21 protein-coding genes, 1 tRNA gene and 1 pseudogene are annotated in these 21,955 nt (G+C 62.3%); 8 read left to right on the forward strand and 15 right to left on the reverse strand.

Annotated elements, in window-relative coordinates; genetic code table 11:
* Positions 1-54: 54 nt before the first annotated feature.
* The 3 genes from CB0205_RS0111615 to CB0205_RS0111625 are packed head-to-tail and all read right to left on the reverse strand — an operon-like array spanning position 55 to position 4,580.
* Entirely contained in the window at positions 55-1,698 is a 1,644-nt protein-coding gene (locus tag CB0205_RS0111615) for a peptide chain release factor 3 (RefSeq protein WP_010317536.1), read from the reverse strand.
* A gap of 22 nt (positions 1,699-1,720) precedes the next feature.
* Positions 1,721-2,383, reverse strand: coding sequence for a class I SAM-dependent methyltransferase (locus CB0205_RS0111620; protein WP_010317538.1), 663 nt, complete (start codon positions 2,381-2,383; stop codon positions 1,721-1,723).
* Complete coding sequence (locus tag CB0205_RS0111625; RefSeq protein WP_029626352.1) at positions 2,367-4,580, reverse strand: mechanosensitive ion channel family protein; 2,214 nt, start codon at positions 4,578-4,580, stop codon at positions 2,367-2,369. The genes CB0205_RS0111620 and CB0205_RS0111625 overlap by 17 nt, the downstream gene beginning before the upstream one ends.
* A gap of 148 nt (positions 4,581-4,728) precedes the next feature.
* Between CB0205_RS0111625 and nrdJ the strand changes: the two genes are divergently transcribed.
* Together nrdJ and CB0205_RS0111635 are read left to right on the forward strand one after the other, a co-directional pair.
* Positions 4,729-7,071 (forward strand): ribonucleoside-triphosphate reductase, adenosylcobalamin-dependent, encoded by a 2,343-nt coding sequence (gene nrdJ / locus CB0205_RS0111630; protein ID WP_010317543.1) that lies wholly within the window; start codon positions 4,729-4,731, stop codon positions 7,069-7,071.
* Positions 7,072-7,177: 106 nt separating this feature from the next.
* A complete protein-coding gene (locus CB0205_RS0111635) occupies positions 7,178-7,375 on the forward strand; it encodes a hypothetical protein (protein WP_010317545.1) in 198 nt (65 codons plus the stop codon).
* Between the two features lie 5 nt (positions 7,376-7,380).
* Here the strand turns inward: CB0205_RS0111635 and CB0205_RS16415 are convergent, their stop codons facing one another.
* Positions 7,381-7,551, reverse strand: coding sequence for a hypothetical protein (locus tag CB0205_RS16415; protein ID WP_010317547.1), 171 nt, complete (start codon positions 7,549-7,551; stop codon positions 7,381-7,383).
* Positions 7,552-7,678: 127 nt separating this feature from the next.
* On the opposite strand from CB0205_RS16415, the gene CB0205_RS0111645 reads away from it, so the two are divergent.
* The 3 genes from CB0205_RS0111645 (at position 7,679) to CB0205_RS0111655 (ending at position 8,570) form a co-directional block, all read left to right on the forward strand.
* Positions 7,679-7,763 (forward strand) — tRNA-Ser (locus CB0205_RS0111645).
* A gap of 225 nt (positions 7,764-7,988) precedes the next feature.
* A complete protein-coding gene (locus CB0205_RS0111650; RefSeq protein ID WP_010317549.1) occupies positions 7,989-8,180 on the forward strand; it encodes a hypothetical protein in 192 nt (63 codons plus the stop codon).
* Between the two features lie 42 nt (positions 8,181-8,222).
* Positions 8,223-8,570 carry a hypothetical protein gene (locus CB0205_RS0111655; protein WP_010317551.1) on the forward strand — a complete coding sequence of 116 codons (348 nt, stop codon included), beginning with the start codon at positions 8,223-8,225 and terminating at the stop codon, positions 8,568-8,570.
* A 139-nt stretch (positions 8,571-8,709) separates the two neighbouring features.
* Here CB0205_RS0111655 and CB0205_RS0111665 read toward each other — a convergent pair whose 3' ends face one another.
* Genes CB0205_RS0111665 through CB0205_RS0111685 form a run of 5 tightly spaced genes read right to left on the reverse strand, consistent with a single transcriptional unit; the run spans position 8,710 to position 11,591 of the window.
* Entirely contained in the window at positions 8,710-9,741 is a 1,032-nt protein-coding gene (locus tag CB0205_RS0111665; protein ID WP_029626354.1) for a linear amide C-N hydrolase, read from the reverse strand.
* Positions 9,742-9,793: 52 nt separating this feature from the next.
* Positions 9,794-10,168, reverse strand: a complete 375-nt coding sequence (locus CB0205_RS0111670) for a hypothetical protein (protein ID WP_071777995.1) — start codon at positions 10,166-10,168, stop codon at positions 9,794-9,796.
* The gene (locus CB0205_RS0111675; RefSeq protein ID WP_010317557.1) at positions 10,165-10,413 is read right to left on the reverse strand and encodes a hypothetical protein; all 249 of its coding nucleotides are present in this window, start codon (positions 10,411-10,413) and stop codon (positions 10,165-10,167) included. Before CB0205_RS0111675 ends, CB0205_RS0111670 begins: the two co-directional genes overlap by 4 nt.
* A gap of 36 nt (positions 10,414-10,449) precedes the next feature.
* Complete coding sequence (locus tag CB0205_RS0111680) at positions 10,450-11,046, reverse strand: DUF4335 domain-containing protein (protein WP_010317564.1); 597 nt, start codon at positions 11,044-11,046, stop codon at positions 10,450-10,452.
* An 8-nt stretch (positions 11,047-11,054) separates the two neighbouring features.
* Positions 11,055-11,591, reverse strand: coding sequence for a DUF3038 domain-containing protein (locus CB0205_RS0111685; RefSeq protein ID WP_010317565.1), 537 nt, complete (start codon positions 11,589-11,591; stop codon positions 11,055-11,057).
* 39 nt (positions 11,592-11,630) lie between these two features.
* On the opposite strand from CB0205_RS0111685, the gene CB0205_RS0111690 reads away from it, so the two are divergent.
* Positions 11,631-12,155, forward strand: a complete 525-nt coding sequence (locus tag CB0205_RS0111690; protein ID WP_010317566.1) for an adenine phosphoribosyltransferase — start codon at positions 11,631-11,633, stop codon at positions 12,153-12,155.
* Positions 12,156-12,159: 4 nt separating this feature from the next.
* Here the strand turns inward: CB0205_RS0111690 and CB0205_RS0111695 are convergent, their stop codons facing one another.
* The 5 genes from CB0205_RS0111695 to dapB all read right to left on the reverse strand — a co-directional run bounded on the left by CB0205_RS0111695 (position 12,160) and on the right by dapB (position 15,481).
* On the reverse strand, positions 12,160-12,372 hold the full coding sequence (locus CB0205_RS0111695; RefSeq protein WP_010317567.1) for a DUF2949 domain-containing protein: 213 nt from the start codon (positions 12,370-12,372) through the stop codon (positions 12,160-12,162).
* A gap of 13 nt (positions 12,373-12,385) precedes the next feature.
* A complete protein-coding gene (locus tag CB0205_RS0111700) occupies positions 12,386-13,552 on the reverse strand; it encodes an FAD-dependent monooxygenase (protein WP_029626357.1) in 1,167 nt (388 codons plus the stop codon).
* A 71-nt stretch (positions 13,553-13,623) separates the two neighbouring features.
* Positions 13,624-13,878 carry a hypothetical protein gene (locus tag CB0205_RS0111705; protein ID WP_010317569.1) on the reverse strand — a complete coding sequence of 85 codons (255 nt, stop codon included), beginning with the start codon at positions 13,876-13,878 and terminating at the stop codon, positions 13,624-13,626.
* Positions 13,879-13,952: 74 nt separating this feature from the next.
* Positions 13,953-14,600: a hypothetical protein gene (locus tag CB0205_RS0111710; protein WP_010317571.1), complete on the reverse strand. Its 648-nt coding sequence runs from the start codon at positions 14,598-14,600 to the stop codon at positions 13,953-13,955.
* Positions 14,601-14,626: 26 nt separating this feature from the next.
* Positions 14,627-15,481 (reverse strand): 4-hydroxy-tetrahydrodipicolinate reductase, encoded by an 855-nt coding sequence (dapB, locus tag CB0205_RS0111715; RefSeq protein ID WP_010317573.1) that lies wholly within the window; start codon positions 15,479-15,481, stop codon positions 14,627-14,629.
* 156 nt (positions 15,482-15,637) lie between these two features.
* Here dapB and CB0205_RS14795 point away from each other — a divergent pair.
* A pseudogene (locus tag CB0205_RS14795) lies at positions 15,638-19,638 on the forward strand (magnesium chelatase subunit H).
* Positions 19,639-19,727: 89 nt separating this feature from the next.
* A complete protein-coding gene (locus tag CB0205_RS0111725) occupies positions 19,728-20,000 on the forward strand; it encodes a Nif11-like leader peptide family natural product precursor (protein WP_156797949.1) in 273 nt (90 codons plus the stop codon).
* 7 nt (positions 20,001-20,007) lie between these two features.
* Here CB0205_RS0111725 and CB0205_RS16145 read toward each other — a convergent pair.
* Positions 20,008-21,955, reverse strand: a 1,948-nt coding sequence (locus tag CB0205_RS16145) for a hypothetical protein (RefSeq protein ID WP_198001936.1), incomplete at its 5' end; no start/stop codon positions are given.

Genomic DNA, 21,955 nt, shown 5'->3' on the forward strand with positions numbered 1-21,955 from the left:
CCTGTGATATTTCGTTGCAGCCGATTCTGGCGCTCCCACACAAGCAACCGCGAGTTAGAGCGCAATGGGCTCCACACCGCTCACCACGGGCGCGACGGCGCTGAGTTCCAGGTCCGGGTGATCCTCCGCCAATTGGTTGAGGTTCCAGTCGTTCTTGAACAGCAGCACCGGACGATCCCAGGCATCGCGGACGGTTTTGCAGTTGAAGATCCGCCCGACCTTCTCCAGCTCGGCCCAGCCGCCCACGACCCAGCGGGCCACCGAGAAACCCAGGGGCTCGAGCCGGGTCTGCACGCCGTACTCGTTCTCCAGGCGGTACTGCACCACCTCCAGCTGGAGTTGTCCCACCGCCGCCAGGATCGGATCACGCTTGCTCTGGTCCGTGTCGTAGAGGATCTGCACGGCACCCTCCTCACGCAGCTCGTTGACCCCCTTGCGGAAGCTCTTGAAGGCCGAGGGGTTGGGGTTGCGCAGCCAGGCAAAGATCTCCGGGCTGAAGCAGGGAATCCCCTCGTATTCGACCTTGGAGCCGAGGTACAGGGTGTCGCCAATGGCGAACATCCCCGGGTTGTTCAGACCAATGACATCACCGGGGTAGGCGTCCTCCACCACAGCCCGGTCTTGTCCAAACAGTTTTTGGGGACGGGACAAACGGATGGCCTTGCCGGTGCGGGCGTGCTGCACCGTCATGTCCTTCTCAAACTTGCCGCTGCAGACGCGCACAAAAGCGACCCGGTCGCGGTGGCGGGGGTCCATGTTGGCCTGCAATTTGAAGACGAAACCGCTGAACCCGGGACTCACCGGTTCAATCTCACCGGCGCTGCTGGAGCGGGGGGTGGGTTTCTGGGCCAGCTCCAGGAAGGCATCCAGGAAGGGACGCACCCCGAAGTTGGTCATGGCTGAGCCAAAGAAGACAGGGCTGAGCTCGCCGGCATGGACCAACTCCAAATCGAGTTCGTTGCCAGCGGCCTCCAGCAGCTCTAATTCCTCCAGGGCCGCATCGAGCAGCTCGTGTTCCACCGCGCCAGTGCCGCGGGCCTCATCGACGCTGAGGACCTTCTCTTCTGAGGCCCGGCCCCGCTCGGCCCGCTGAAACAGGATCACCTCCTTCGTGCGGCGATCGATCACGCCCCGGAAGCGGTCGCCACTGCCAATCGGCCAATTCACTGGCCAACAGGCCAGGCCGAGATCCTGCTCGATCTCATCCAGCAGCTCCAGGGGCTCACGGCCCGGGCGGTCCATCTTGTTGATGAAGGTGAAGATCGGGATGCGGCGCATCCGGCAGACCTCAAACAACTTGCGGGTCTGGGGCTCGAGGCCCTTGGCCGCGTCCTCCAACATCACCGCGTTGTCCGCAGCGGCCAGGGTCCGGTAGGTGTCCTCCGAGAAGTCCTGGTGGCCGGGGGTATCCAGCAGGTTGATCGTGCTGCCGCTGTAGTCGAACTGCAGCACGGTTGAGGTGATCGAGATTCCCCGCTGTTTCTCCAGCTCCATCCAGTCGGAGGTGACCTTGCGCTGCTCACCCTTGGCCTTCACGGCACCGGCCTGTTGAATCGCACCCCCGTAAAGGAGCAACTTCTCGGTCAGGGTGGTCTTACCCGCGTCGGGGTGGGAAATAATCGCGAAGTTGCGGCGGCGAGAGACGGCCTCCGCCAGGGCCTCGAGCTCGGGGGTGGTGCTCACGCTGCTACTGGTCATGGCGCCAGCCTGACAGGTGAGCTCACGGCAGTTGCCCCCAGATCTCGAGGTAACGGTCGTCCACCTCCGCCACCTGCAGCTGGTCCAGGCCGCAGCGGTGCAGTTGCTGCTCCACCTCAGCGGCGGTGAAGGCCGCATGCAGGGACGCCAGGTAGTCGTGCTGCAGCACCGCCGGGGCATCGGCGAGGTAGCGCTGACGCAACTGCTCTGCGGCCTCCGGACTGGGGGGGCGCCGCAGATCCTTGACATAGACCCGTGCACCCGGGGCAGCGGCCTGGGCAATGGCCTGCCAGAGCACCAGCGGGTCGTGCAGATGATGGAGCAGGCTGTTGCTCACCAAGCCACTGCAGCCCTTGGGCAGGGCCAGCGAAGGCAGACAGAGACAAACAAACGAGAGCCGCTTGGCGAGAGCCGGCTCCTTCTCCAGACTCTGCTGCGCGAGCTGGAGCATCGCCGGAGCCCCATCCAGACCGATCACCTCCGCCGCGGAATCCGCTAGGGCCAGGCGGAAGCTGATGTTGCCCGGACCGCAGCCCAGATCGAGAACGCGCGGGCCCAGACCGCTTGGGAACAACGCCTGGATCCGCTCGATCAGGGCCTGATCCCCAGCACTGAAATCCGCAGCGGCATAGGCGGATGCCTGCTCGGGGGCATCCATCAATTCCGGTTCAGGGGTGCGCTGCATCGGAAGGGTTGAGCATCAGGGTTTGGGTCGGGAAGGGGATCTCAATCCCCTCGGCCGCCAGGGTTTCGATAATCCTGCGGTTCAGCTCATGAAGGCTGTCCTCGAAAGCATCGTGCTCGCTGTGGAGGGAGCTGAACTCCAGAACGTGGTCGTAGCTGAAGGCGGCAATGCGCTCCAGCCGGCAGGCCAGGAAGCGCAGTTCAGAATCCACCTCGACAGCCTTCTGCATTAACGCCGGAACCCGTTGGAGTTGCTCAGGCGTCGTGCCATAGGCAATCCCCAGAGCAATCTCCGACAACTGAGCCCGCTCGATCAGTTCCTCCAGCTGGAGAAGCAGGTGATCCCGCAGGCGCAGGTAGGCGGGCCAGCCATGCAGCTCGACCATGGCCACCACCACCAGGGACTGGGCCGCACCATCTGCACTGCGCTCCAGGGTGACCAAGGGGTGATGCAGGTCCTGGCGCGCCTCAAGGGAGCGACGGGTTTGATGCAAGACCTCCTCGAGTTGATACGGAGAGAAGGCGCCATCGAGATCCAACCGCAGCTCCAGCGATTGCATTGGCCGTCGGTCCGGCCGATGGCTCCTCCTGGAGTAATTGACGATGGTCGCCTCATCGGCGATGGAGTTCGGAATCGTGACCCGGCTCTCGAGGGTTTGCAGCTCAAGCGAGCGCAAACCGATCTTGGTGATGTAGCCAAGGCTGTCGCCAACCCGGCAGAACTCACCGACCCGCAGGGGCCGGTCGGTCTGAATCGAAAGGCCAGCAAACAGGTTGCCCAGCAACTTGGAAGCGCCCAAACCAATCGCCAGACCGGGAACGGCCGAAAAGGCCAACACCGTGCTGGCCGGCAAGCCCAGCAGGATCAACAGTCGATAGAAGATGGCTACCGCGATTAAGCCACCCAGTGCCCGGCAGAGGGGCATCAAGAAACTGGAGACCCGCTGCAGCCGCCACTCCGAACCGGAGCCGCGCACCCGGGTCAAGAATTCCGAGCCGGTTCTCCCAAGCGCCTCAAAGAACAAAAAGACCACCAATCCCGCGGTGACAAACCAGATCACGTAGAAGGCATAGGTGACAACAACGAGCGGCAATCCCGTGAAGTTAACCTCATCGTCAATTAGATATTCAGCCAAGCGTGTCAACGGCAGCACCGGCAGAATGAAGAAGAATCGGCGCCAAGCAATTCCGTCTTGAACCCAGGGCCCTGGCTTTGCGGGGAGGGAATCAACCAGGGGACGATCGCGATAACTATCGACCAGAAGGCGTATTAACCAGCCTGCGACCAGGAGATAAATGCCGATGACAGCGATGGCACAAACGACCTGAAATAGCGTTTGGTCAAGAACAGGGATTTCAAAAACGGAGCGCCAAGACCTGGGGAAACGGAGATACCAATCCGGTGGCACCAAGTAACCGGGAGTCAGAATAAAGTCGTGATAAAAATGAGGTGTCGCAAACGGCTGCCGAATCGGCGGATAGTCCTTGATCTCCTCGTACATCGCGTGGATTTGTCTCACCGTGTCGGCGGAAAAGACGTAGAGGCTGTTCTCAGGATCGCCAACAAGATCTGAGGTCAACGTGATCGCCGTACCTGGGATGCGCCAGGCATCCACCGGCTTGGTCCGCTGATCGTTCAGCGCCTTCATTCCTGCGGAGTCCGGAATGGAGATGGGTTCAACGCTGTGGGTGAAGACGTAATCCAGAACATGCTTCAGCTGGATGGCCGCCTCATCCGCCATCCCGCCCCGCACGCTTTGGGGGAAGACGGAGGCATCCAAGGCCCGCACCGCCAGATCAAACAGCAGGTTGGTGTCATCGATCTGCTCCTGCCGGTCCACCCCATCGCGGCGGGCCTCCACTAAGGCGCTGTAGCGACCAAGGCGATCGGCGCGGTCCCCCACCTCGGCCATGACCGCATAAAAGTTGAGCAGGGTCGCCCTTGGACTACTGCCCACGACCTGACCGAGCACCACATCAGACCAGGAGCCGGCATCTCGGACCAGCTCCCCATAGAAGGGTTGCTGCTCAATCGGAATCAGCCGGGCGTTGGGCTCAAACAGCAGCGCCCGGGTCCTACCGGTGACGGCCTGGGCCGGCAACCAGGACTGGAGCACCACAAGCACCCCGATCACCAGGGTCATCCACCAGGGGGAGCGGCGGCAGCGCATCAGGCCAACGGGGACTGGAATCTGCAATCTGGCAAAAATTGCAGATTTGCCACATCCCTGTCCCACAAAGGCCACAGAACGGCAAAGAGGGGGATGCACCGCCACTGGTGGCAACGGCTGCTTGCGGACCCCACCAGTGGCGTTAGGGTGCCGGCACGCTTAGAGATCGACGCCCATGACCGTGTCAGTTCCTGGAGCCAGTGCGGCAAGCAGCACCAGCGCCCTGAACAGCCCCAGACCTGACTTTCCGGCCACTGCGCCGGCGGCCAACCCCGTCTTCTACCGGACCTACAGCCGCAAAACACCGAGCGGCCGCGAGAGCTGGAACGAAGTAGCCGAGCGCAACCTCTCTGGCCTGCGCAAACTCGGCAACCTCAATGATCAGGAAGTCGCCCTGCTGCGCCGGATGCAGCAGGAGCAAAAAGCTCTGCCTTCCGGACGCTGGCTGTGGATCGGCGGTACTCCCTGGATTGAACAGGAGAACAACTTCTCCGGTTCCTACAACTGCACCTCCACCAACCTGGTGGATTGGGAAGCCTTCGGTCTGATGATGGACCTGGCAATGATGGGCTGCGGCACCGGCGCCATCATTGAGCCCCACCTGATTGATCGCCTCCCCGCCGTCCGCAACACCATCAAGGTGACGGGCGTCAGCGACATCGGTGTCACACCGGCCGGCCAGCGCCAAGACAACACGACCCACCAGATCAGCGGTCAGACCGTTCAGGTCAAGGTTGGTGACACCCGACGCGGTTGGGTCGACAGCTATCAGCTCCTGCTCGAGCTCTGCAGCGACGAGCGCTTCGATGCCAACACCCCGATCGAAGTCAGCGTTGACCTCTCCGACGTGCGGCCCGTCGGCGAAACCCTGAAGGGCTTCGGCGGCATGGCCAACCCCGTCAAGCTCAAGGACCTCTACGGCCGCGTTGCCCAAATCCTGAACAAGGCCCAGGGCCGTCGACTCACCTCGGTCGAGTGCTGCCTGCTGATTGACGAGGCCGCGGTCACCATCGTCGCGGGCAACATCCGCCGCAGCGCCGGCATGCGCCAGTTCAGCGCTGATGACAGCGCCGCCTCAAACGCCAAGGACAACCTCTGGCAGCAGGACAGCGATGGCAACTGGCGCATCGACCCCGAGCGCGATGCCCTGCGCATGGCGAACCACACCCGGGTCTTCCACACCCGGCCGGACCGCCAGACCGTTCTTGAGGCGGTGACCAAGCAGTTCCACTCCGGTGAAGGTGCGATTCAATTCGCCCCTGAGGCCATCGCCCGCTCCAACGCCGACCTGCTCTCCACCCCTGAGCTGCGCAAGGAGTTCATCGACGTCTACTGCGATCAAGGCCGTGAAGAGGCCGCCCGCTGGCTGACCACCAACCACCCCGAGATCAGCGCAGAAGAGCTCGAGCATCGCCTGGGGCGCTACGGCCTGAACCCCTGCGGCGAGATCCTGGGCGCCGACTTCCACTGCAACCTCGCTGAGATTCACCTCAACCGGATCGACCCCGACGATCTGGTGGCCCAGGAAGAAGCCTTCACCGCCGGCGGCCTGGCCGTGGCCTGCCTGCTCAACCACCGCTTTGAGGTGGAGCGCTACCGCCAAAGCCGCGCCTGGGATCCGATCGTTGGCGTGAGCTTCACCGGCCTGTTCGACTTCTTCGTGCATGCCTTCGGCACCCCCTGGCTGACCTGGTGGGAAGCCGGTCGCCCGGACAGCGAGGAAGGCCGGGCCTTCAAGGCCAAGGAAGCGGAGTACCTCAGCCGTTGGAAAGAGATCGTCAACAAGGCCGTTTGGGACTACTGCGATCGCCACGGCCTGCGCCGTCCCAACCGCTGCACCACGGTCCAGCCCGCCGGCACCAAGAGCCTGCTCACCGGTGCCTCCCCCGGCTGGCACCCCCCCAAGGCCCAGCGCTTCATCCGCCGGATCACCTTCCGCAAGAACGACCCGGTCGCCCTGGCCTGCATGGACTACGGCTACTCGATCGTTCCGTCCCAGTCCGACAAGGACGAAGAGGGTCGCCTGCTCGATGACGCCTTCGATCCCCGCTGCACCGAATGGCTGGTGGAAATCCCCACCGAGGTGAGCTGGGCGAACATCCCCGGCGCCGATGCCGTCGAGATCAACAACTTCTCGGCCATGGCCCAGTTCGACTTCTACATGCAGGTGCAGCAGCACTACACCGCCCACAACACCTCAGCGACGGTGGAGTTCCGCGAGAACGAGATCGAACCGCTAACCGATGCGATCCACGGCGCGATCGACAACGGCCAGGGCTACATCTCAGCCGCGCTGCTGGCCCGCTTCGACGCCAACGCCACCTTCCCGCGTCTGCCCTTTGAGCCGATCAACCAGGACACCTACGAAGAACTCCAGGCCGCCGTGGTCAGCCGCCGCAGCACCAACGACTTCTTCGAAGCCCTGCAGCGCTACGACGGTGGTGAACTGATGGAGGCCGGTCCCGCGGGCTGCGACTCCGATAAGTGCCTGCTGCCGCTGGCCAAACCTGAGAACTAGGCGCTCACCAGCGCCTAGAGCCGCCTCCTGCTGGGGGGCGGCTTTTTTGTGGCAGCCACAGCAAGCCACTGCGCTACTTAACATTCGTTCACACAGTTTGATCCGCGTGACAGCCCCCACTTCTCTGTCCCTGGAATCCAACTTCGAACTCGAGCGGATCAAGCGCTCGATCGATGCGATGGACGACCTCGAGCTGCTCAAGCACCTCGCCAAGCAGATGGCCGAGATGATGCACGCCCAAAAACACGTCACCAAACAATTGCTGAACCCCAGGCAGCGCCAAAGCTTCGGCTTCGAGGCCTGAGACCCTCAACCAGGAGTCGCAGCCGACAGCAGGTCCAGGGCGACGGCGACCTGCTCAAGCAACTCGCAGCAACGCTCGTACTGGTGATCCGGGCTGAGACTGACCGGCAGGGTCTCAATCATGTCGGCCAGCTCACGGGTGCGCACGGCCAGCAGGTTGGTGGACAGAACGGCCATGGATCAGACGACCTCTCGGTCGCCGCGCTCTAAACCAACCATGCCAATCCGTCTCGGCTATCTCATTCCTGAGATCAGCGAGTTGGGCGGGGCCATGGAACAATGAGGAGGACCCAAGGTCGTCCCTGGAGGGGTGGTCGAGTGGTTGATGGCTCTGGTCTTGAAAACCAGCGAAGTGAAAGCTTCCGTGGGTTCGAATCCCACCCCCTCCGCTTTTCCAACCAGCCTGAAAGACTCGCTCTTCCTGGCTGCCCAACGAGAGAAAACTCGCATCCTGCCGCCGTCAGCAGACCGCGCAAGTGAGATCAGACAATCTCAAGATTTCAGTCACGGGGGCCAACAGAGGCCAAGGCCGTGACAACCGCCGAAACCGCAACATCGGGCACACTTCTGAGCGGCCAGGCTCGCTTCGATGGTGTTCCAGCGAACACTCTCCCGTGCGCTACGAACCTGGCACCAGCGAATGCCGCGTCCTGATCAACAGCAAGGATCAGATCGAAACCATGCTCTTGACCTTGAGCAAGTTGGAGAACACCGAGGCCATTCGGGAGCAACTGCGCTCGGTCCACGCCCAACTGGAGGCGCTGCACGATCAGGTGCGTGAACAGCGCAGTTCCGTTCCTGCCTGAGCATTGCTCTAATCGAGGTAGACCTTCACCTCGGCCGCTGCCATGGCAGCTGTTCCCTCCGCCAGCCGACTGCTGATCCTGCTGACCTTGCTCAGTGGGATCGGTGGAGCCAGCGCGGCCCAGGAGCTTGGCCTCATCCCGCAGCAACCCATCGAGCAGGCCGACAGCAGCTTGCAGCGCAATGGCTGGACGCCGCTGCGTGGACTCGCGCCAGAACCGATGGACCGGCAACTCTCTGGCAACCGGCTCAAAAGCCTGAGTGCCTGCTCAGGGACTGGCCAGGGCTTTTGCCGCTACGACTACCAACGCGGAGCCGAAACCCTGGCGGTCATCACTGTTCCCGGTCCGGCGGCCCAAGGAGTGGTGCTGCAATGGGTTCAGGGGCGATGATGCCCCAGCGAGCGGACAGCACCTGTGTTTGAAAACGACAAGCGTCCAGCCTGGCTGAATTGGTTGTTCCTGGGGATCTTCCTGTACTCCAGCTGGCAGCTAGCTGGCTTCTGGTTCCAGCAACTGCACGGCGGTTGAGTCAGGACCGGTTCAGACGTTCGGAGACATCACCCGTGAGTTCGGGGGACTGCACGTCGAGGCGGCGCATGGCTCCGCCGCTGCCGAAGTTCAAACGCTTGAGTTCCACCCAGATCGGATAGGGGTTTCGGGCCAACTGGAAGGCGTAACTTCCTTCATCGAGGTTGGCGATGACCGTCCAGAGCGTCACCCAGCTGTCCTCCGCCTGACCGCCGGAGTAGTCCTCAGCCCCCGCCGGAACAGCGACGTTTTTCATCACGCCGTAGAGGTTGCCCTCCGCCTCCGCGGCGGAGCTGGCCTTCGGCAGGGTGCTCAGAAAGGTCGAAGCCCGCACAAAGCGGGAGGCGGGATCGACATCACCAGGCAAGGGAAGGTCCCCGCCGAACGGGCGGTAACGCTTGAGATTGTTCAACTGCCAGGCCAGCGGCGGCTCATTGGTCATCACCCGCGTCTGGTTGCCCTGATGGACCACCATTCGCCCAGCGATGAACTCCACCACAGCCGAACGCCCGCTGCGGTCAGCCAAGGAGAGATGCAGCCCCCAATCGCGATCAAGAATGCGGTCCGAGACGACCTGAACCTGGGCTAACCCCGCGATCGCCTCCTCGACGGTGGCGAACTGATCCAGCACGAATTCCGCCATCCGCAGATTGGAGATAACGGGCTTGCCGCTGCTTGGCGAGCCGTAATCGCTACCCGAGAGGTAGAGGAGATTGACGTTGAGCCCCCGTTCATTCAGGCCATCGGCAAGCACCGTGCCGACACTCATCACCCCGACGCTGCCGTGCTTCACCCGCCAGCGCTTGGCGTTGGCCACCGAAGCGCTGACCAATCCACCAGCCTCCAGACCACGGGGCCGCAGCACCAGAGCCGCCTGGTCGTCCAGGTAGAGATCCATCGTCCGCCCCACAACCACGGCCTGACCGTTGCTGTTGGAGAGCACACGGCTACAGGACTGCGCGGCCTGCGGACTCAGGGCCCCCAGCAGCAGCAGCGCCAAGGGCCAAACACGGGAGGTCTTAATCGGGGCCAACCGATCAGAGCGGTCACCACAGGATGAAGAGAACGGAGCCGGAGAACAACGCCTAACGGCGTTTAGGCGGAGCCACCACCGCCCGCACGAAGCGCACCAGTCCACCCAGCAAACACAACAGAGCCAGCAGAGCCAACCCGCCCAACAGCAGCACCCCCAACAGTTGAAGCACCCCCATCAACAGCTGAGAGAGGCCGCCAATCAGATGGGCCAGGGCCGTGCTCACGAGCAGCAGGCTGTCGAGATCAATCAGCTGCGGCAACTGGAGCAACAGCACCAGCAGGCCGACCCCGCCGGCCATCATCAAGAGCGCCTCCAGAATCAGCCGCGGACGGCGCTTGCCCTTGCGTTTGCGGAACACCGGACGCTGACGCTCTGCAGCGCCCGCTCGGCTTGCCACCACCCGCAAACGCCGTTGCCGTGTCATGAGTCCAACTGGTGTCCAGCTCCGCGCATCCAGCGCTCAAATTCGATCAAGACCAACTCATTGGGGCAATCCACCAGGCTCAGGTCGCCCACCGTGCAATCCCCCTGGCCGCCGTGATGCAAAGAGATGTGGAAGTCAGGACCACTGAGACCACACACTTCCGGATCGCTGCGAACCACCACATCCAGGCTGGCGCCCAGCCGGGTGACACGACGACGCAATTCCGACCAGCTCAATGCGCTCATCGCAGTACTGCAAGTGTGGGGTGATTCAAATGGACGTCAACCGCCCTTGGCCGGCGGTGCCAGCTCGGGGGCAGTCTGCGGGGCGGGCTTCGGCGTCGGCAGCATGGCGATCAGGGCGGCGCTGATCGCGAAAGCCGCAACACCGGCCAGCGGAGCCGCAATGCGCCGCAGTAGGGGTTGGCGGTGGCGCAATTCCTTGCGAGCCAGGGGCACCAAGGGGGGAGCTTCAAACGGAAGCGCTAAACGGACATCCAAACGGAGCTGATCGAGGCAGCGGACCAGGTCCGAGAGCTCAGCGTCATCCAACCGCAGGGTCAAGGGCGGTGTGATGGGCTGGCTGCTGCGCAACTCCAGCTGGTGGCAGCCATCGCCTGGAGCAATCGCCACTGGGGCGTCTGCTTCCCCGAAGGCCTTGGGGACGCCACTGAGGAGGTGGCGGGCGTAGGGAATCACAGCCGTGAGCAACGCCTGCAGGTGCTCGCGCTTGCCCTCCAGTTCGGTCTGGCCCGCCAGGCCCATCGTGAAGCCGGTGAGGATGCCAATGGTGCTGGAGTCCTGGCCAGCGGAGAGATCCGGCAAGCCCTCGACGATCAGGCGGCAGCTGGTCTGTTCGTAGCGCGTGGTGAGTTTCATCTCAGTGATCAAACAGCCGCATCAAGAAGGCTCGCCCGCAGGCGATCAAAACCGCCCTCCCCAGCGCAGAGCGCCATGGATTGCACCAATTCACGGCTCAAGGCAGGACCCTCCTGGGGATCGAGCAGGCGCTGGACCCCGCCCCGCCGCGGGTTCAGGCGCTCCAGCACCAGCTCCCTCAGGCGGGAGCGAAAGAGATCCCAACGCTGGGCATTCAGATCCGGCGGCTCAGCGGAGGAGAGCAGGGTCCGCAGCATCGGGTAGAGCCGCTCTGAGAGGGCGGTGAGGATGCGAATCAAGGCATCCGTCTCCTCGGGCTTCAGCGAGGCCCGGCGGGTGTTGCGTCGCAGTGGATTGGTGCAGCGGCGTTTCCAGAGCTCAACGCGGTTGGGGAAGAGGTCCGTGAAACCCATCTCCTCACTCAGCCAGACCATCGCCTCACCGCCATTGAGATCCAACGCCTCGGCGCAGAGGAGCATCAAATCGAGGCGCTCAATGCCGCGGCGGGACAACGGGGTTTGCACGCTCGCAGGGGCTTGGGCCATGGCTGCGATACTGCCAGCACTGGCGCTGATTCGTCGACCATGGGCAGCATCAATCTGCGTCAACTGGTCCGAGAGATTCCCGACTTTCCCCAGCCTGGGATCCTCTTTCGCGACATCATCCCGCTGATGCGCCAGCCGGACGCCTGGCAGGAAGTCATGCGCCAGCTCGGTGAGGTCTGCGACCGGCTTCAGCCCGATTTGATTGTTGGCATCGAATCCCGCGGCTTCATCGTCGGCACCGCCCTGGCCACCGCCAAGACCATTGGCTTCAGCCCGGTTCGCAAACCCGGCAAGTTGCCCGGTCAGGTCATCGGCGTCGACTACAGCCTCGAGTACGGCACGGACCGCCTCGAGATCGTCCCCGATGGTTTTGAAAACAACCCCCGGGTGCTGATCGTGGATGACCTTCTGGCCACCGGCGGCACTGCAGCGGCCTGCGCTGAGCTGGTTCAACAGGTGGGCGGTCAGTTGGTGGGTTTCTCCTTTGTGGTGGAACTGGCCGACCTCGGCGGTCAACGCAAGCTCCCCTCAGGAGTGCCCGTGGATTCCCTGATCGTCTACTGAGGAGCTACAGATGCAGGTCCTGCCACTGCAGGACCTGATCGAGCTGCTCCAGGCTGATCAAGCCAAAGCGCCAGAGCACCACCGGCAGGGGAGCCTGCTCCAGTTGCGACTGCTTCAGCCCCAGCCCCAGGGCGTTCTCGCTTAAGCCCAGGCTGTTGCGCAGAAAGCGCAGCAGCTCCGGATGGGGGGCGGGTTGTGGCGAGGTGCAGATCACCATGCCGCCATCCTGATCAGGTCCGCCAGAGGCGGCAAGGTCCTTCGCTCATCGCCCGCAGGCTGAGCTGACGCATCCAGCCCAAGCGGCCGAGGGCCAGAAGCGCCAGACGGCGCACGGGCAGCAGCGGAGCAAACCGATTGGAGAACAGGCGCACCAGGGCATCGGTGGCGAACAGCACCAGGGCGATGTCGAGGACGCGGGAACGCCCGTAGGCCCCAGGAAGGGCGCTCGGCCGCAGACGGCCCGTGGCGCAGCGGCGGGCCAAGCGATGGAGCTGATCGACATCGCGCCAGCAGAGGTTCAGGCCCTGTCCGCCGACCGGGTGGCAGCGATGGGCCACCTCACCGATGGCAACCGTGCCGCGGCGGGCCAAGGGCCAGGCCAGCTCCAGAGCAACGGGGAAGGCCCGGGGTTGATCCAGCAGCACCTCGGCCTGCAGCTCCTCCGGCAGGGCGCCGCTCAGGGCATCGAGGAAGGCAACCGCATCGAGCTGCTCCAGCTGGCGCAGACGCGAAAGCGGCGCACTCCAAACCAGCTGGAACGCGTCTCCGCCCAAGGGAAGAACCGCAAAGGGCCCCTCCGGGCGAAACAGCTCCCAGGCCTGATCTGGGGCGGAGCCGCGCAGACGCACCTGCACCGTCAGACAGCCCTGTCGATAGGGCAGGGCCCATTGGCTAATGCCAGCATCCTGGCGGGTAGGGGAGCGATGGCCATCGGCCGCCACCACCAAATCCACCCCCAGGGGAGAGGGCACCGGAGTCAGCCCAAGGCGCGAGTGGATCGACGTCTGGTGCTGCACCGCCCCCAGCAGCACCCCCATCAAATCTTGGTGCTGCAGGATCCAGCCGACGGGCTGATCGCCCCCAAGCCACGGGAGATCATCTGCTGTGAAGGGAACCTGCAGATGCGTGGCCCGATCACAGAGTTCCAGGCGGCGAAAGGGCGCCAGGGCCGGCAGCAAGGCATCCCAGAGTCCAAGCCGTTGCAACAAGCTCTGGCTGGAATGGGTCAGGGCGTAGGCCCGGTTGCGTTCCCGCAATGCCGCAGTTGTGAGGGGATCGCAGAGCTCCACCTGCCAGCCCGCATCCGCCAGGGCCAAGGCGCTCAGCGTCCCGGTCGGACCGGCGCCATTCACCCGAGCGCGCAGGGTTTGAGGCGATGTGGTGCTGCGCTGGGGCACGGAAGAAACGGCACAAAAAAACCGCAGCACGATTCTGTGCTGCGGCCTCGTTGAGATGAATTAGGGAGCGATCAGCCCAGACCCAGCAGACCGTGGGTGAAGGACTCACCACCGAGGGCAATCTCAGTAGCCAGCAGGGCGATAAAGCCGAGCATGGCCATTCGGCCGTTCAGCTTCTCGGCGCGGTCGTGGAAACCCCAGCCGCTCTCGACGTCCACCACTTCCATGCGGGGCTCGGTGGCGAAGGCGTTCAGACGACCGCCGTCCTCTTCGGTCACGGTGGCGCCGCGGATCACTGCGGGGGCGGAAGGATTGGCCTGGGTCATTGCGCTTCTCATCTGGACGTAACAGAACTGTAACGCAATATTGCGCGATGTAACAAGCCCCCGTTTGCCTGGCCTCAGCGCAGGCGCATCAGGCAGAGCTCCTCAAAGGCCGGACGCAGCAGAAAGGGGTACTCACCAACCCAAAGCTTCAGCTGGGGCAGCCAGGCATCACTGAGGGCACCCACCCGAGAAAAGTCCTTGCGCTCACTCAGCACCAGACAACGAACGACCGCGCCACGGCGAATCTGCTTGTGCTTTTTGTCGTAGGGGAAGCGGATGCTGCCGAGGTAACCGTCCTCGTCCTCCAGCTCCAGGCAGAGCCAGGTGCGGCGGTTCTCAACGGTTTCAAGGCGCCCTTGCTTGTCGGTGGTCTCCTGGCGGCCCTCCACCAATTCCTTGGTGTAGAGGTCAGCCACCTCCCCCTCGAAGATGGCGGCAGCTGGGTAGCGGCGGAGCGTCGCGTTCTTGCGGCTGGCCTCAACGATCGGCCCCCACAGCACATAGAGAAGGAAGATGAACCCCACCATCAACAGGATCGGTGAGGCCTGACTGTTGATCGCCACTCCTTGGCTGATCAACAGGCTGATCACCCCGCCGATCACCGAAATAAAGACCCGCTGCAGCAGCTTCTGGGGACTGCCACTGCAGAAGTTGAACTGAGGGCCAGTGGCCACCGCGGGGATCAGACGCGGCAGCTCACCGGAGCGAAGCGGGATGAGCATGCCGACAGTGTCTGCTGCTGAAGGGATTAGAGCAAGCGCTCCAGCCCGTAAACCAGGCCATCGAGCTGCCGGACCTTGCGGGCCGTCAGCAGGACTCCGGGCATGTAGGCCGACCGATCGATCGTGTCGTGGCGCAACGTGTAGGTCTCGCCGGGCGCGCCAAACATCACCTCTTGATGGGCCACAAGGCCGGGTAGACGGATGGAGTGCAGCCGCAGGCCACTCTCCCGCTGACCGCCCCGGCAACCGGAGAGTGTTTCGTGCTCTTCCACCTGAAGCGGGTTGAAGCTCTTGCCGAGCTCCTCCATGAGCTCGGCGGTCTTGATGCAGGTGCCGCTCGGCGCATCAGCCTTGCGGTTGTGGTGCAGCTCGGTGAGCTCCGCAAAGTCATAGAAGCGGGCTGCCGCAGCAGCGGCCTGCTGCAGCAGCACCATGCCCACAGAAAAGTTGGGGATGACGGCACCGCCGACGGAGGCCTTGGCGGCGAATTGGGCAAGCTCGCCCAGCTGCTCAGGGCTGAGGCCCGTGGTGCCAATCACGGGATGGACGCCGTAGGCGATGGCGGCACGGGTGTGCTCGTAAACCACCGAAGGGTGCGTGAAATCCACCAAAACCGCCCCCTGACGCGGCCCGTCATTGCGGACGGCCTGACTCGCTTGGCAGAGGGTTCCTTCGAAATCAGAGGTGATCGCGACCTCCAGTTCACCGAGGCCGAGCTCCAGACCCACATCGGCCCCTTCCTTGCCTGGGGTGGTGTCCACCGCACCCACCAATTGGCAGTCGGGCGCCGCCACGACGGTCTTGATCACCTCCGCTCCCATCCGGCCCAAGGCGCCGGCCACCACAACGGAGATGGGCTTGCTGGCGGCAGCCTGGGTCATGGGGGAGCGCAAGACGATCGCCCGAGCCTATGTCGCCCCTTAACACGAGTCGCAGAGTCCAGAGAACCCCCCGAGACTCCTGTTACAGGAGGGAAGAACCCTCGCGCAGACAGCGCACTCCTTCGTAGGCTTCTTCACATTGCTCAATCAGCGCGAATGTTCACGCAGGTCCGCTCCGCCTCCCGCCGCGTCAGCCCTGCGGAGGTGAACGGCCGTGCCGTGATGAAGGCCGTCTACGTGGTGCTGGAGCCGCAGTACCAAAACGCGCTGACCCAGGCCGCCACCTCCCTGAACGACCAGAACGGTCCCCTGGCGGTTGATCTCAGCGGCTACTTGATTGAAGAGCTGCGCGATCCCCAGAACTATGCGGACTTCTGCGCGGACATCGCTGAAGCCGACGTTTTCATCGCCTCGCTGATCTTCATTGAGGATCTGGCCCAGAAGGTCGTCGATGCCGTCGCACCGCACCGCGACCGGCTCAAGGCGGCTGTGGTCTTCCCCTCCATGCCGGAGGTGATGCGCCTGAACAAGCTGGGCAGCTTCTCCATGGCCCAGCTTGGCCAGAGCAAGTCGGCCATCGCCGGCTTCATGAAAAAGCGCAAGGAGGCCGGCGGCGCTGGCTTCCAGGACGCGATGTTGAAGCTGCTCAACACCCTCCCGACTGTGTTGAAGTACCTGCCGGTGGAGAAGGCCCAGGACGCCCGCTCCTTCATGCTCAGCTTCCAGTACTGGCTGGGCGGAACCCCGGACAATCTCCGGAACTTCCTGTTGATGCTGGCGGACAAGTATGTCTTCCCCCGCAGCAGCGACAACCGCCCCGAGATCCAGGTGGCCGACCCCGAGGTGTTTCCCGATCTGGGCATCTGGCACCCCCTGGCCCCCTCGATGTTCGAGGACCTCAAGGAGTACCTCAACTGGAATGCCAGCCGCCAGGACCTGAGCGAGAAAGCGCGCAAGGGCCCGGTCATTGGCCTGGTACTGCAACGCAGCCACATCGTCACCGGTGATGAGGCCCACTACGTGGCGGTCATCCAGGAGATGGAGTACCGCGGCGCGACGGTCATCCCCGTCTTCTGCGGCGGCCTGGACTTCACCAAACCGGTCAACGCCTTCTTCTATGACCCGCTGAACCCCGACCAGCCTCTGGTGGACGGCGTGGTCTCCCTGACCGGTTTCGCCCTGGTGGGCGGCCCGGCCCGTCAGGACCACCCCAAGGCCATTGAGGTGCTCAAAAAGCTCAATCGCCCCTACATGGTGGCGCTGCCTTTGGTCTTCCAAACCACACAGGAGTGGGAGGAGAGCGACCTGGGTCTGCACCCCGTTCAGGTGGCCCTGCAGATCGCCATCCCTGAACTCGATGGCGCGATCGAGCCGATCGTGCTCTCCGGCCGCGACGACGCCACCGGCAAGGCCCACACCCTGCAGGACCGGGTGGATGCCATCGCTGAGCGGGCCATCCGTTGGGCTTCCCTGCGGGTCAAGCCGCGCCCTGAGAAGAAGCTGGCGATCACCGTCTTCAGCTTCCCCCCGACAAGGGCAACGTCGGTACGGCGGCCTACCTCGATGTCTTCGGCTCCATCCACCGCGTGATGGAGGAGATGCGCGCGAAGGGCTACGACGTCAGTGGCCTGCCCCGCACCTCCAAGGAGTTGATGGAAGCGGTGCTCCAGGACCCCGAGGCCCTCGAGGGTGCACCAGAGCTGGCCATCGCCCACCGCATGAGCGTCGAGGAGTACGAGCGCCTCACCCCCTATTCCGAACGGCTGGAGGAGAACTGGGGCAAGCCCCCCGGCAACCTCAACAGCGACGGCACCAACCTGCTGATCTTTGGTCGCCACTTCGGCAACGTCTTTGTCGGAGTTCAGCCCACCTTTGGCTACGAGGGTGACCCGATGCGGCTGCTCTACTCCCGTAGTGCCAGCCCCCACCACGGCTTTGCCGCTTACTACACCTATCTCGAAAAGGTCTGGGGCGCCGATGCCGTCCTGCACTTCGGCACCCACGGCTCCCTGGAGTTCATGCCCGGAAAGCAGATGGGCATGAGCGAGACCTGTTACCCCGACTCGCTGATCGGCGCCCTGCCGAACCTCTACTACTACGCCGCCAACAACCCCTCGGAAGCCACCATCGCCAAGCGGCGCGGCTACGCCGAGACCATCTCCTACCTGACCCCCCCTGCGGAGAACGCCGGTCTCTACAAGGGCCTGAAAGAACTGGGTGAACTGGTGGGCTCCTACCAGCAGCTCCGCGAAAGCTCCCGGGGTGTGCAAATCGTCAACGCCGTTGTCGAGACCGCCCGTCAGTGCAACCTCGACAAGGACGTCGAACTACCCGAGGTGGACGCCTCTGAGCTGGACCTCGACGGACGCGATGGCGTGGTTGGCGCGGTCTACCGCCAGCTGATGGAAATCGAGAGCCGTCTGCTGCCCTGCGGTCTGCACACCATCGGCAAGCCCCCCACCGCCGAAGAAGCGATCGCCACTTTGGTAAACATCGCTGCACTGGAGCGAGAGGAAGAGGGCATTCGCTCCCTGCCTGGCCTGCTGGCCGAGAGCAAAGGCCTCACGATCGCCGAGGTCTACCAGGGCAACGACGATGGTGTGCTCGCCGATGTCGAGCTCAACCGCGTCATCACCGAGACCTCCCGCGCCGCCATCGGCGCCATGGTCAAAGCCGTGACCGGCAGCGACGGGCGAGTCACCCTGCGCCGCAACTTCGACTGGTTCTTCAACCTGCTGGAGCAATTCGGCTTCAAGCTCCCCAGCCCTTGGCTGAGTGCCTGCCGAAGCGCCGGATTCCCCGACGTAGACCAGGCCGAACTCGAGACCCTGTTCAAATACCTGCAGTTCTGCCTCGAGCAGGTCTGCGCCGACCTTGAAATGGAGAGCCTGCTGAAGGCCCTCGACGGCGAGTACGTCCTGCCAGGACCCGGCGGCGATCCGATCCGCAACCCCAATGTCCTGCCCAGCGGCAAGAACCTGCACGCCCTCGACCCCCAGGCCATTCCCACCCGGGCAGCCGTCGCGGCAGCCAAGGTGGTGGTGGATCGCCTGATCGAGCGCCAAAGGGAAGAGCAGGGCACCTGGCCCGAAACCATCGCCTGCGTGCTCTGGGGCACCGACAACATCAAGACCTACGGCGAGTCCCTGGCCCAGATCCTCTGGTTCATCGGTGCCCGTCCTGTGCCCGATTCCCTGGGCCGGGTGAACAAGCTGGAGCTGATTCCGCTGGAAGACCTGGGGCGTCCCCGCGTCGATGTGGTGGTGAACTGCAGTGGCGTCTTCCGCGACCTGTTCATCAACCAAATGGCCTTGATCGACCAGGGCGTGAAGATGGCCGCCGAGGCCGATGAGCCCCTGGAGATGAACTTCGTGCGCAAGCACGCCAAGGAGCAAGCTGAAAAAGAAGGCATCTCCCTTCGGGATGCGGCCACCCGGGTGTTCTCAAACGCCAGCGGCAGCTACAGCTCCAACGTCAACCTGGCGGTGGAGAACAGCACCTGGGAAGAGGAGAACGAGCTTCAGGAGATGTACCTCTCCCGTAAGACCTTCGCCTTCAACGCCGACAACCCCGGCGAGATGAACCAGAAGCGTGAGGTGTTCGAGTCGGTGATGAAGACCGCCGATGTCACCTTCCAGAACCTGGATTCAGCGGAGATCTCCCTGACCGATGTCAGCCACTACTTCGATAGTGACCCCACCAAGCTGATCCAAGGGCTGCGGGACGACGGCAAGGCGCCCTCGAGCTACATCGCCGACACCACCACCGCCAATGCCCAGGTCCGCTCCTTGAGCGAGACGATCCGCCTGGATTCGCGCACGAAGCTGCTCAATCCCAAGTGGTACGAGGGCATGCTCGACTCGGGCTACGAGGGCGTGCGCGAGGTGGCCAAGCGCCTCAACTTCACCCTGGGCTGGAGTGCCACCAGTGGTTCCGTTGACAACTTCGTCTACGAGGAAGCCAACGAGACCTTCATCAACGATCCGGAGATGCGCAAGCGTCTGATGGATCTCAACCCCCACAGCTTCCGCCGCATCGTCGGAACCCTGCTGGAGGTCAATGGCCGGGGTTACTGGGAGACCTCCGACGAGAACATCGAGCAACTCCAGGAGATCTACCAGCAGATCGAGGACCGCATCGAAGGCGTCACCGAATAATCCAGACGTCCAACGGATCTCTCAAAGGCTGGTGGCCTCCACCAGCCTTTTTTGTGAATACGTTGGGTGGAAGGGATAGAGGAACGAATTTGAGCTCTGCAGGCGTCATGAGTTTGAAATTCATCCTCAAGGATGATCCGCTGCTCCAAAAAGAGGTGAAGCAGTGCCAGAACCCTGCAGCGATCTGCGAGATGGCAAGAAAGCTGGGGATCAAGCTGACGCAGGCTGACTTACTTCGCATCGAAGCCCAGACCACACTGTGTTTGACCGATGAAGAACTCGAACGGTGGTTTGAAACCCCTTATCACGAGCGCTTCATAATCAGCCTGGAAGTCAAGCAACTGGATATGGCGGCGAGATAAACGGGAATCAGCCGTACTCACTGGCAACGGGAACAGGATCGAAGGCCTCTGCCATATCAGGAGGCATGAGTTCGTCAAAGGTCAGATCGAGGGCGACGATCAGGTCAGCAGCATCGGCATTGCCCTGATCATCAATCTGGATGTCGACAGGCGAATCGGGATCAAGATTGTTGATCTGCTCAGAGAGCAAGTTGAAGACCTCCTGCTCGATCGCGCCGTACTCATCAGCGGAAAGAGCATTGGCATTGAGGTAGTCGTTGACCGCAAGGTCAAGGCCACTGGCAAATTGCGATTGCGAGAGGTCCCCATTACCGTCGAGGTCGCCGGCGCTGTGCATACTCTCGAGGTAGCTGCTCACCAAATCCTCGACGGAGCTGACCGCGGACGAGTCAACGGCGATGGGCTCCACCAAAATTTCGGCCCGATCGACAGAAGCGACAGCAAAGGCCACGTCCTCCGCCAGGCCTGTGGTGCCGTCGTCATAGGTCACAGTCATCTGGCCATAAACCTGAACGTCGCCATCGGCGGCTGCATAGGAAGCGCTATCGGAGTCGTACTCCAGGGCAATGGATTCGATGCCCCAGTGATCAAGGCCGTAGAACTCGCCCTCTTGCTGAATACCGTCGATGTTCAGGTCCTGCCAAACACCGAAATATTCCCAGGCAACATCACTGGCATCTAAGAAGCCGTCACCAGTGCTGTCGAAGTAAGCGGCAAGAGCCTGCATATCACTCAGGACAGCAGGATCATCACCCCACATCGTGAAGACAAATTCCTTGGGCTCTGCGATTAAGCCATCTTCATTGTAGTCGTAAACGAGAAGGCCGTCTGCTGGGGTCAGCCAAGCAGCTAACTGGAAGATGCCTAAGGAGTAAGGTTCAGCGCTGGACTCAAGATGCAGATACTCAACCGTCGAATCTCGGTTGAGGTCAAGAACAACAGGGCCAACGGAGACGTCCAGCTCGTCGGACGTACCATCGGTGCCTTCCAAGACAACCGTTAGAGTCTCTGTAGCAGTGTCACCATCAGAGTCGATAGGCACGATACTGACAGCGAAGGTGAGACCATCGGCATTCTGCTCATAAGAGTTAAATGCTGCATTAGTCAGATTAAGCCCGCCCTTTTCACCGATGTATTGAATATCCACTTCTCTATAGAGGAGGGAGTAGTCAGTCACTGTGTGGCCTGCGCCTGTCACAATCACGGGAGGTGGGGCTCCCGGATCAGGGTTGACGGCAACAAGACCAGTATCGCCAACAGTAATCGTGGCACCCTCAAGAAGGCCAGAAACAATCCAGAAGCCTACAGATCCATCAGAATAGAACACCTCAACGGCAAACCTGGTCGAGGAAATACCACCGGTATATTTAGAGGTCTGAAACTCGAAGTCAGTGACAAACTCTGGCGTTGGCGGATCAACAAGCCCAAAATCCGAGAAATAGCTAAAGACAATAGACTCTCCAGGATTAATGTTTTGATTCCCTCCAACAGCCCAGCCATTGGAACTATTATTAACATCACCACTACCAGTAACGATCAAATCCAGGCCCGCGGAGTTGATATCGATATACTCATAAAGAGGCTGGGGGCCGCCAGCAGCAGGTGTCAAAGAGTCAACGTCGACGAGAACCTTCTCAGTAGGCAGCGAATAGACAAAGAGTAAATCAGTGCCATCGGCGTCCAAATAAACAGAAGAAACCAACGAGGGTGCTATTCCGTTGTCATAGAAAACATCAAACGAGAAGTCGTAGTCGTCTCCGTAGACGATATTAGCAATGGAGAAAGCAGTTGATGTGCCGCTAGTCAAAGAAACATCAATAGAAGCAGCTGACAAAAGGGGTGAGACCAGATCAGCACCATAACTCCAGTCATAGAATTGATATGCCCAGAGAACAGGAGTCGAAGAGTTGTTGTATGGTGCAGTTAAGGTGACAGTACTAACAGGATTTAGCAAA

The organism is Synechococcus sp. CB0205 (genome assembly GCF_000179255.1).
In the GTDB taxonomy this organism is placed as follows: domain Bacteria; phylum Cyanobacteriota; class Cyanobacteriia; order PCC-6307; family Cyanobiaceae; genus Vulcanococcus.

Excerpts from the sequence above, each read along its gene's own strand:
- CB0205_RS0111705 (WP_010317569.1), bottom strand. The coding sequence starts at position 13,878 with ATGACCCAGGCCAATCCTTCCGCCCCCGCAGTGATCCGCGGCGCCACC.
- CB0205_RS0111685 (WP_010317565.1), bottom strand. The coding sequence starts at position 11,591 with ATGGCCCAAGCCCCTGCGAGCGTGCAAACCCCGTTGTCCCGCCGCGGC.
- CB0205_RS0111655 (WP_010317551.1), top strand. The coding sequence starts at position 8,223 with ATGGCAGCTGTTCCCTCCGCCAGCCGACTGCTGATCCTGCTGACCTTG.
- CB0205_RS0111620 (WP_010317538.1), bottom strand. The coding sequence starts at position 2,383 with ATGCAGCGCACCCCTGAACCGGAATTGATGGATGCCCCCGAGCAGGCA.
- CB0205_RS0111615 (WP_010317536.1), bottom strand. The coding sequence starts at position 1,698 with ATGACCAGTAGCAGCGTGAGCACCACCCCCGAGCTCGAGGCCCTGGCG.
- nrdJ (WP_010317543.1), top strand. The coding sequence starts at position 4,729 with ATGACCGTGTCAGTTCCTGGAGCCAGTGCGGCAAGCAGCACCAGCGCC.
- CB0205_RS0111710 (WP_010317571.1), bottom strand. The coding sequence starts at position 14,600 with ATGCTCATCCCGCTTCGCTCCGGTGAGCTGCCGCGTCTGATCCCCGCG.
- CB0205_RS16415 (WP_010317547.1), bottom strand. The coding sequence starts at position 7,551 with ATGGCCGTTCTGTCCACCAACCTGCTGGCCGTGCGCACCCGTGAGCTG.
- dapB (WP_010317573.1), bottom strand. The coding sequence starts at position 15,481 with ATGACCCAGGCTGCCGCCAGCAAGCCCATCTCCGTTGTGGTGGCCGGC.
- CB0205_RS0111695 (WP_010317567.1), bottom strand. The coding sequence starts at position 12,372 with ATGGTGATCTGCACCTCGCCACAACCCGCCCCCCATCCGGAGCTGCTG.
- CB0205_RS0111675 (WP_010317557.1), bottom strand. The coding sequence starts at position 10,413 with ATGAGCGCATTGAGCTGGTCGGAATTGCGTCGTCGTGTCACCCGGCTG.
- CB0205_RS0111680 (WP_010317564.1), bottom strand. The coding sequence starts at position 11,046 with ATGAAACTCACCACGCGCTACGAACAGACCAGCTGCCGCCTGATCGTC.
- CB0205_RS0111670 (WP_071777995.1), bottom strand. The coding sequence starts at position 10,168 with ATGACACGGCAACGGCGTTTGCGGGTGGTGGCAAGCCGAGCGGGCGCT.
- CB0205_RS0111690 (WP_010317566.1), top strand. The coding sequence starts at position 11,631 with ATGGGCAGCATCAATCTGCGTCAACTGGTCCGAGAGATTCCCGACTTT.